The sequence below is a fragment of the Methylobacterium sp. CCH5-D2 genome (genome assembly GCF_001556475.1).
Classification (GTDB): Bacteria; Pseudomonadota; Alphaproteobacteria; order Rhizobiales; family Beijerinckiaceae; genus Methylobacterium; species Methylobacterium hispanicum.
Genome location: NZ_LSIX01000961.1, coordinates 1 through 8905, shown reverse-complemented (window position 1 = coordinate 8905; position 8905 = coordinate 1). Strand labels below are relative to the sequence as shown.

General features: G+C 69.7%; 10 protein-coding genes and 1 riboswitch. Of the genes, 5 read left to right on the top strand and 5 right to left on the bottom strand.

The features are described 5' to 3' along the window. The 5 genes from AX737_RS26060 to AX737_RS26040 form a co-directional block, all read right to left on the bottom strand. Positions 1-214, bottom strand: a 214-nt coding sequence (locus tag AX737_RS26060) for an efflux RND transporter permease subunit (RefSeq protein ID WP_156453966.1), incomplete at its 3' end; no start/stop codon positions are given. 19 nt (positions 215-233) lie between these two features. Then, positions 234-1412 carry an efflux RND transporter periplasmic adaptor subunit gene (locus AX737_RS26055; RefSeq protein ID WP_066926533.1) on the bottom strand — a complete coding sequence of 393 codons (1179 nt, stop codon included), beginning with the start codon at positions 1410-1412 and terminating at the stop codon, positions 234-236. Positions 1413-1438: 26 nt separating this feature from the next. Beyond that, positions 1439-3256, bottom strand: coding sequence for an ABC transporter ATP-binding protein (locus AX737_RS26050; RefSeq protein ID WP_066926531.1), 1818 nt, complete (start codon positions 3254-3256; stop codon positions 1439-1441). 3 nt (positions 3257-3259) lie between these two features. Next, positions 3260-3856 carry a TetR/AcrR family transcriptional regulator gene (locus AX737_RS26045; protein ID WP_066926528.1) on the bottom strand — a complete coding sequence of 199 codons (597 nt, stop codon included), beginning with the start codon at positions 3854-3856 and terminating at the stop codon, positions 3260-3262. Positions 3857-4348: 492 nt separating this feature from the next. Continuing rightward, positions 4349-4609: a helix-turn-helix transcriptional regulator gene (locus tag AX737_RS26040; protein WP_066926526.1), complete on the bottom strand. Its 261-nt coding sequence runs from the start codon at positions 4607-4609 to the stop codon at positions 4349-4351. A 238-nt stretch (positions 4610-4847) separates the two neighbouring features. Here AX737_RS26040 and AX737_RS26035 point away from each other — a divergent pair, with 238 nt between their 5' ends. From AX737_RS26035 to msrA, 5 genes are all read left to right on the top strand, one after another. Further along, positions 4848-5273, top strand: a complete 426-nt coding sequence (locus tag AX737_RS26035) for a hypothetical protein (RefSeq protein ID WP_066926524.1) — start codon at positions 4848-4850, stop codon at positions 5271-5273. 266 nt (positions 5274-5539) lie between these two features. Beyond that, a complete protein-coding gene (locus AX737_RS26030; RefSeq protein WP_066926522.1) occupies positions 5540-5920 on the top strand; it encodes a hypothetical protein in 381 nt (126 codons plus the stop codon). A 99-nt stretch (positions 5921-6019) separates the two neighbouring features. Continuing rightward, positions 6020-6499: a hypothetical protein gene (locus tag AX737_RS26025; RefSeq protein ID WP_066926520.1), complete on the top strand. Its 480-nt coding sequence runs from the start codon at positions 6020-6022 to the stop codon at positions 6497-6499. A gap of 95 nt (positions 6500-6594) precedes the next feature. After that, positions 6595-7617, top strand: coding sequence for a hypothetical protein (locus AX737_RS26020; protein ID WP_066926518.1), 1023 nt, complete (start codon positions 6595-6597; stop codon positions 7615-7617). 351 nt (positions 7618-7968) lie between these two features. After that, a complete protein-coding gene (gene msrA, locus AX737_RS26015; protein ID WP_066926515.1) occupies positions 7969-8478 on the top strand; it encodes a peptide-methionine (S)-S-oxide reductase MsrA in 510 nt (169 codons plus the stop codon). A 308-nt stretch (positions 8479-8786) separates the two neighbouring features. Next, positions 8787-8905: riboswitch (cobalamin riboswitch) on the top strand. This riboswitch is flagged as partial in the annotation.

Sequence of the window (8905 nt, the reverse complement as noted above, 5' to 3'; positions counted from 1 at the left end):
TGCCGTTGAGCTCCTCCTCGATGATGCGGGTGACGCCGTCGTAGAGCCGCTCCGGCGGGGAGCCGGGGTAGGTCGCCGTCACCTGGATCGTGACCGGGGCGACGTCCGGGTACTGCGAGACCGGCAGGTAGGCGATGGAGATCGCCCCCACCAGCATGATGAAGATGGAGACCGCCCAGGCGAAGATCGGGCGCGCGATGAAGAAGCGGGTCATGGCGGCGTGATCCTGTCGGTCAGGGCTTAGAGGAGGCGGAGGCGGTCCGGGGCGCTTGCCAGGGCGACGGGTTGACCGCCATGCCCGGCTGGAGCCTCTGGAAGCCCTCGACCACGACAGTCTCGCCGGCCTTCAACCCGTCCTCGACGATCCAGCCGGCATCCGTCAGCGCCCCCGCCCGGACGGGGCGCAGGGCCACGGTCCGGTCCTCGCCGACGACGTAGACCTGTGCCACGCCGGCGCTGCTGCGCTGAATGGCTTGGGCCGGGACGAGGACGGCCCCCGGCAGCGTGCCCTGCGCGACGCGGACGCGGACGTAGGTGCCCGGCAGCAGGGCGACCTTCGGGTTCGGGAACGTGGCGCGGAGGCTGACCTGCCCCGTGCCGGGGTCGACGCTGACGTCCGTGAACAGGAGCCGCCCGGCATCCGCGTGGAGCGAGCCGTCCGGTAGGACCAGCCGTACCCCCGTCTCCTCCTTCCCCGAGGCGCGCTCGGCGAGGCGGCTCGGGTCGGCGGCCGAGGCGTTGAAGTCGGCGAAGATCGGGTCGACCTGCTGGATCAGGGCCAGCTTGGTCGCATCGCCCTGGCCGACGAGCGCCCCCTCGGTGACGAGGGCCCGGCCGATGCGACCGGCGATGGGCGCGCGCACGGTGGCGTAGTCGAGGTCGATCCGGGCGCGGGCGAGTTGCGCCTTGGCGCTCGCGACGTCGGCCTCGGCCTGGCGCAGGGCGGCGACCGCGATGTCCTGCTGGGCGGCGCTCGCGGCCTGGCGCTCCAACAGGGTCTCGGTGCGCTCCGACTGGCGCTGCGCCTGCACTTTGGTCGCCTCGGCCCGGGCGAGCGCGGCGGCCTTGGCATCCACCTCCGCCCGGTAGACGGCCGGGTCGATCCGGAACAGGACGTCGCCCTTGGCCACTAGGCTGCCTTCCTCGAAGGTGCGCTCCTGGACGATGCCGGAGACCTGGGCCCGCACCTCGGCGACCCGCGTCGAGGTCAGGCGGCCCGGCAGGTCGAGGATGCGGGGCACCGTGACCGCCGCGACAGTGACCGTCGAGACGTCGGGGGTGGCGCCCGCCGCACCGGGCCCGCCCGCGGGCTGGCCGTCTGCCGCCGGCTTGCAGCCTTGCAGGGCGAGGAGGGCGAGGCAGGCGGCGGCGGTGAGGACCGGCGTCCGGTGGAGGGAGGTGGGAATCGACATGGGGAAGGTCCGTTGGTGCCGGGCCGTCAGGCGGCCTTGCGCACGAGGCGCGCGTAGGCGCCGTCGCGGGCCAGGAGGGTTTCGTGCGTTCCGCTCTCGACCACTCTTCCGCGGTCCAGCACGACGATCTGGTCGGCTCGGCGCACGGTCGACAGGCGATGGGCGATGGTGATGGTCGTGCGGGGCTTGCCCGGCCGCGTCAGGGCCTCGACCACGGCCCGCTCCGTGGCGGTGTCGAGCGCGCTCGTCGCCTCGTCGAGCAGCAGGACCCGGGGATCGCGCAGGATGGTGCGGGCGAGCGAGAGACGCTGCCTTTCGCCGCCGGAGAAGCGGTGCCCGCGCTCTCCCACCACCGTGTCGTACCCGTCAGGCAGGGCCGCGATCAGGTCGTGCAACTGGGCGATGCGCGCCGCCTCGACCATCTGCGCCACCGTGGCCTCTGGCCGGGCGAACAGAAGGTTCTCGGCGATGCTGGCGTGGAGGAGGAACGGGTCCTGCGTCACCACCCCGAGGATGTCCGAGAGCGAATGCATGCACAGGTCCCGCACGTCGACGCCGTCGTAGAGGACGGCGCCCGCGTCGACGTCGTGGAGGCGTGCCAGGATGTGGCCGAGGGTCGACTTGCCCGAGCCGGTCGCGCCGACGATGGCGGTATGGGAGCCGGCGGGGATGTCCACCGTGACGCCGCGCAGGGTGGTGGGTCCCGACCGGTCGTAGGAGAACGTCACGCCGTCGAGGCGCACGTGGCCGGCGACCTTCGAAGGATCGAGGGTGACGGCGTCCGGTCGCTCGGTGATGCCGACCGGCTTGTCGAGGTACTCGAAGATGCGGGCGAACAGCGCCCGCGCCTTGCGGGCCTCGACGCCCGTGCGCAGCACCTCCTCCAGCGGGAACAGCATCTGCTCCTGCAGCGCGATCATGGCGACGAGCGTGCCGATGGTCATCGCCGTCCCGGCGTTCATCATCCAGCCGCCGAGGAACAGCGTGAGGGCCGGCAGGGCCTGAAGCACCAGGTCGATGACCGACCACTGCCACTGCCCGGCCGTGTGGGACCGGACCTCCAGGTCCGCCACCTCACGCGAGGCCCGCGCGAAGCGCTCGACCAGGTGCCGCGTACGGCCCGTCGTGCGGGCGAGGACGATGCCCGAGACCGACAGAGACTCCTGCACCGCCGAGGTCATCTCGGCGATCCGCTCCTGCTGCGCGTAGGTGGTCTCCTCGCGCATCCGGCCGACGCGGTTGCTGATCCAGGTCGCCAGCGGCAGCACCAGGAACGAGAACAGGGCCAGCCGCCATTCCAGCATCAGCATCGCGGCCGCCGTCATCGCGACCGCGCTGGCGTTGCGCGTCGCCTCTCCCGCGGTGTGGGTGACGAGCGCCTGGAGGGCGCCGATGTCGCTCGCGATGCGCGATTGGATGTCCCCGCCCCGGGTCGCCGTGAAGAAGCCGAGAGGCAGCGACTGGAGGTGCGCGTACACGCGCACCCTGAGGTCGTGCATCAGCGCCTGCCCGACCTTCGCGGTGACGAGGGCCTGGAGCACGCCGATGCCGGCGCCGAGCGCGGCGAGGCCGACGAGGCTTCCCGCGAGCAGCCCGAGCAGCCGCACGTCGCCCCGCGGCAGAGCGACGTCGATGATCTCCCTGAGCAGGAACGGGGCGGCGAGCCCCGCCGCCGTCGCGAGCGCGATGAGCAGGAGGACGAGCGCGATCCGGCCCGCGTAGGGACGGAACAGGTCGAGGATGCGCGCCGCGGACACGTGCCTGGATGCCACTTCGTCGTAGGCGTCGTCGCTCCCGTCCGGGGCATAAGCCGCGGCGAGTTCAGGCGTCGAGGAACGTGCCATAGCTCAGGTCCGGCCGCCGTCCGCAGGCCCGGGCCGTCCGGCATGGGTCATGGCTATGAGCCGCTTCCGGAGCGCGCCTAGCTCCGGCACCGGATCGGTCGGCTTCTCGCGCACGAGGTAGGCGATCCACGCGCCGTCGGCGGCCAGCCGGACGAACTCCAGGTCAGCGTCCCCGTCGGTGTCCCGATGGCGGTGCAGGCGCTCGGCGAACCAGTCCGACACCATCCGGCGCAGGGCCGGCTCGGCGAGGATGGAGATGTGCAGGGCCGCCCACTGGCTGCCCTCGATCATCATCGGGTCGTGCAGGGTGATGTCGACATAGGCCCGGGTGTAGCGCCCGTATGGAAGTGGGTCCTTCGCCATGGCCGCATCGATATCCGCGTCGAGCTGCGCGATGAGGTCGGCGACGACGCCCTCGACCAGCGCCTGCTTGCTCGGGAAATGGTGGAACAGCGCGCCCTTGGTCACGCCGGCGGCAAGGCTCACCGCCTGCACGGTGACCGCGGCGAGACCCTGCTCCAGGGCGAGCTTGGCGGCGCAATCGAGGAGGGTGCGCCGGACGAGCTCCGGCTGCTTCTTGCGGTGGTAGGCGGTGGCCATGGTCGTTGTCCGATGGCGCTCGGGCGCCCTTCGCCCAAATGATACCTACCTGACGGTATCTTTCAAGGGCGATTCGAGTTCGTTGAGGGCGCACCAAGCTACGGGCGGGCTGACGCCAAGGCGTCCTTCCATCGGCGGTCGCTAATGTGCCCCTACCTGTTGACGTCATGGCCGCCGCTTTGGGGCCGCTTTAAACCCTCGAGCGGACATTCGCATCGGCGGGGAGGAAGGTCTGCAACGGGTCAGGAGTTAACTCAGCTTGCGTAAGCAAGCTTTGTCGGCGTCCATTCCGTCGATCACAGCCGACTTCTAGAACGCGGCGTGGTTGCGCTGTGAGGCTGTAGTGCGCCGACTCCGTTCCGAAAGCAGAACAGGTGGAGTCGCGGCATCCGTGCCTGTGAGACGCCGATTTTGGCCGCCGAAGATCCCGTTGGAGGCAATGGCAGCTTCCTAGTCGCGCGAAGCCTGCTCTCTCCCAGAGGCGGCGCGAGATCAAGCTTTCTTCCGGCCGGGGCGGAGGGGGGCGGGCACCTCGTCATCTGCCTGAGGTATGGCGAAGAGTTCCGCCACATCACAACCCAGCGCCGTCGCAAGGCGCTCCAGCACCTCGACCGTCGGGTTGAAGCTGCCGCGCTCGATCCCGCTGACATAGGTGCGGTCCACGCCCGCATCGACCGCCAGAGCCTCCTGGCTGAAGCCTCGCGCAACCCGCAGCCGCCGCAGGTGCCACGCCACGCGCGCACGTCCATCCATGGCCGCGACTGCGCCAGCTTGGCAGCAGGGAAACCATCGAATATATTCGACATAATTGTGAGACACGCGCTGCCGCGGCCGGGTTCAGGATGCCCACCCATCCTGACGACGGCCGTGAGCCTTGCTCGCTTGCCGACCGAGACCCTGATGCAGCGGGCCAAGCTTGTACGCCATCCGTTCGACTAAACTTCCTCGTCCGCCCGCGAATGAGGAGCCGACAGCAGCAGACGAGGTGATCATGGTGGAGGATCAGGGTTGGCGGGGCATGCTCAACGCTCTGCAGGCCGAGGGCTGGCGGGGCTACGCCTTCGTCGCCTTCCTCATCGCCTGTATCGGCATCTTCTTCCTGGCCCCGCGCCAGAGCGCTCGCGATGCGCTGCTTGCGATCACCCCGGGTCAGATGCCGGCCTGCGACAGCCCGCCCACGCGCCACATGCTCGCCCAGGCCGTCAGCGGCTCGCCCGCCGCGCGGACCCAAGGCCTTGTGCTGCAGAAGGTCGGAAGCCTGCGCGACGCCTTCCCGGGTGTCGCCGAGTACGGCGGCCGGCGGACCTGCCTGGGTGAGGTCTACACCAACGCCGGGCATGTGGCCGTCACCGCCATCCTGACCTGGACGACGCCCGAGCGCGACGAGGTCCACCTGAACGTCCTCTGGCCGTACTGAGCACCGACTGCGTCCTCGGCGCAGATGCCCCCGGCACGCGCTCGGCGGCGATACCCCGTGACCCGCGATCGGACCTTCCCGTTTGGTCGGACCACCGTGCGTAACTCCAACCTACAACAGTGTTATCCGCGTGACCGAACAGCCGGTGCTGACGGTCGCATCCTGTCGGGGCCGACTTCACCATCCACGCCGCGAGATCCCCCGCCATGCCTCATCCATCTACCTCTCCTCTCGCTGTACGGCCCGTAGCCTTCCAGCGGCGGACCTTGGCCGCGCCCCTCAGCGTGCTGATGGCCTTGGCCGGCGCGCCGGCCTCTGCGGCCTCACCGTTCGAGGGCCGCTATCAGGGACGTGGTGAGGGCCAGCTCGCTCTGCAGGTGTTCGCGCTCGATGACGGCAGCGACGCCCACTTCGTCCTGGCCGAGACCGCGCTCATGAACCAGTGCACCGGCGACCTGCGCGGGCTGGCCCGGCCGAGCGGCCCGATGACCCTGGTGCTGCGCAAGACGGAACCGGGCGCCGAGGAGACCTGCACGCTGACCCTACGCTTCTCCGCCGACCGCGCCCGGGCGCGCATGGAGGAGAGGGATTGCAGCACCTACCACGGCGCGGCCTGCGCCTTCGACGGGTCACTCAAGCGGCGCTGAGGCGCCCCCTCGCCAGCGCCTGTTGCCCGGCCCTTCCTTGCCGAGGCGGCCGCAGCAGCGGGCGCGATCAACCGTCTCACTCCTGATCCGGATCACCCGATGACGCGCACGGTTTTCACGCTCGCTCTCCTGCTGCTGGCCGCGCACCCGGCCCAAGCCAACCCCGCCGTCGATGCAACGAAGGCCGGACTCTGCCTGGAGCTGAAGGTCAACGACCGCAGCCTGCCCTGCAACAGCGACTTCCGGCTGGTCGATGACGGGACGGGCGAGGTCAGCTTCGTCACCGGCTACGGCCAGGGCAATGCCCGCACCGTCATGGCGCTGTTCACGCGCCAGACGCCCGACCTGGAGAACGCCTACGGCTACGCCCTGCGCCTGACCGCCGTGACTCTGATGCCGACCGACCGGCCCGACAGCCAGCCCCTCTACCCGGCCACCGGCTTGTGCTTCATGGTCAAGCCGAACCCGGTCCGGGCCGGGGCGCGGGCGGCGCGGCAGGACGTCGTCGTGATGTGCTCGGCAAGCCTCACGGACGTGGCGGCCCCGGTCCGGCGCATCGACTGGAAGTTCGTGTTCTGAGGATGTCTCGGGATGGATCCTCTCATTCGCCGGGAGGTCTCGAAGGCGGAGGGCTGGGAGCCGGTGGTCTCAGGGCCGATCTCAGGAGCATCAGCATGGATTGGTTCGAGCGGATCACCGGCTTCCCGGAAGGGCCCTACGAAGAGACGCAGGCGGTGCTGTCCGTGGTCGACGGCCGCTTGCGCTGCCGCGGAGGGGGCTACAGCTACGGTGTCGGCACGCTGAGCCTGCCCTCGTTGGCCGAGCTACGATCCCAAGCGCTGGTTGCGCGGGCGTCCGGTCCGTCGCGGCTCTCGATCGTGCAGGGCGATGTCCGCGCCCTGCACCGCGCGCCCGAGAACCGCGGCGCGCTGTTCCAGGTCGCCTCCCAGTTCAATCTCCTGGAGATGGTCGGGCCCGATGTCGAACCTGAGGACGGCGTCACCCGCTACGCGCACGACCGCACGCAGGGGCCGGCCTGCGCGATGGCGGCGGGCGGGGCCACGATCTACCGCAACTACCTCGTGCCGGTGGACGGTAAGATCGGCCAGAGCACTGAGCGGCAGCTCGACGGGCTCGCCGACCTTGGCCGTGCGCTGGCGACGCGCCTCGGGACGAACGTCTCGGATCTCTGGTCGATGCGCAACGGCTACGCTCTGCCGACGCGCGACGGGTTGAGCGAGATCAGTCGGCATCTGCAGGTGGCAGATGCGGCCACGCTGGATGCCCTTCGTGGCCTCTTACGGGTCGGGCTGCACGTTGACGTCGAGGTCACGGATGGGCCGGCCCCAGGGCCACGCGTCAGCCAGATCTTCTGCTCGGCTCTACCGGTGGCCTACGGGCGCCACCCGGCAGCGAGCTGGGCGTCGTTCGCATCGCTGGTGCTGGAGGCGGCCTACGAAGCGACCGTGCTGGCCGCAGTTCTGAATGCGGCGCGCGGCGCCTCGAACCGGGTGCTGTTGACCCGTCTGGGTGGAGGTGCCTTCGGCAACGCAGACACCTGGATCGATGCAGCTCTGTTGCGGGCCCTGCAGATCGTCGGAGGGTACGACCTCGACGTTGTGATCGTCAGCCACGGAGTACCAACGCCGGCCTTATACGATCTGGTACGCGCCTCAGGGATCAGCGGCCCGCGATGAACCATTCCACCGGCAACGACGCCCGGTGAGCGGGACAAGCTGCCGAGCGCAGGCTCACGCGGATCGGCATCGGCAACACCTCTCGAGAACGCCGCGGTGCGCCCGAAAAAGTGCCGGAGTGGGGGAACTGTGCCCCACGCCCCCCGCGGCCGTGGGACGGGCATTTGGGGCCATGGGGACCGGTTTGCGCGTCGTTGAGAGCGGGAACTCCGGCATAGCAGCAGGGAGATACACGGAGCGCTGATCGGGAGCCGTCAGGGGCTGATCCAGACCCGCGTGAGGTCTCGGATCGCGGGGCCGACTGCCTATCTATCGAGACGAATCGGGTCCCGTCAGCACGAGGAGAGTACGATGGCCTACGAGAGAGCGGTGCTGGCGGGTGGCTGCTTCTGGGGCATGCAGGACCTGATCCGGCGCCAGGACGGGGTCGTCGCGACCCGGGTCGGCTACACCGGCGGCGACGTGCCGAACGCGACCTACCGCAACCACGGCAGCCACGCGGAGGCCATCGAGATCACCTACGATCCGGCGCGCACGAGCTACCGCCGCATCCTGGAGTTCTTCTTCCAGATCCACGATCCGACGACCCCGAACCGCCAGGGCAACGACCGTGGCCCGAGCTACCGCTCGGCGATCTACTACCGCGACGCAGCGCAGCGCCGGATCGCCCAGGACACCATCGCGGACGTGGACGCGTCCGGCCTCTGGCCCGGCAAGGTCGTGACCGAGGTGGCGACGGCCGGCCCGTTCTGGGAGGCCGAGCCGGAGCACCAGGACTACCTGGAGCGCCACCCGAACGGCTACACCTGCCACTTCGTGCGCCCGAACTGGCGGCTGCCGGTCCGGCCTGCCGCAGAATAGCCGAGGGTTCCGGGGCATCGTCGGCCGGCTCTGCCTTCACCTGGAGCGGCGGGCGAAGGTTGCGCTTCCCGACACCATCACCGGGCTGCCGGCCCCACGCGTTGTCCTGGGATTGAGGTGGGGACGGTGTATCCGCAGAGCGAACGCCTGAGCCCAAATGGTCATTCAGGCCAGCCTCTCATAGGTCCGCTCCTGCCTCAGCTTGCGACATCGCATCAGGGGGGCGCTGCCCTGCAATCGTTAGATTGCGAGCTTCGATATGGCCCCGGGTATGATGAGAGAACGAATTGACAGCCCATACCCAAGCCGAATAGCCAAGCTGCGACGGTTCCCCCCGGGGATCAAAAGGGAACGCGGTGAGGGCTTCATGCCCGATGCCGCGGCTGCCCCCGCAACTGTGAGCGGCGAGCCTTCCGCCACCATGTCA

Bases quoted from the DNA above. Each gene is read 5' to 3' on its own strand.
- AX737_RS26055 (WP_066926533.1), bottom strand. From the start codon at position 1,412: ATGTCGATTCCCACCTCCCTCCACCGGACGCCGGTCCTCACCGCCGCC.
- AX737_RS26050 (WP_066926531.1), bottom strand. From the start codon at position 3,256: ATGGCACGTTCCTCGACGCCTGAACTCGCCGCGGCTTATGCCCCGGAC.
- AX737_RS26045 (WP_066926528.1), bottom strand. From the start codon at position 3,856: ATGGCCACCGCCTACCACCGCAAGAAGCAGCCGGAGCTCGTCCGGCGC.
- AX737_RS26040 (WP_066926526.1), bottom strand. From the start codon at position 4,609: ATGGATGGACGTGCGCGCGTGGCGTGGCACCTGCGGCGGCTGCGGGTT.
- AX737_RS26035 (WP_066926524.1), top strand. From the start codon at position 4,848: ATGGTGGAGGATCAGGGTTGGCGGGGCATGCTCAACGCTCTGCAGGCC.
- AX737_RS26025 (WP_066926520.1), top strand. From the start codon at position 6,020: ATGACGCGCACGGTTTTCACGCTCGCTCTCCTGCTGCTGGCCGCGCAC.
- AX737_RS26020 (WP_066926518.1), top strand. From the start codon at position 6,595: ATGGATTGGTTCGAGCGGATCACCGGCTTCCCGGAAGGGCCCTACGAA.
- msrA (WP_066926515.1), top strand. From the start codon at position 7,969: ATGGCCTACGAGAGAGCGGTGCTGGCGGGTGGCTGCTTCTGGGGCATG.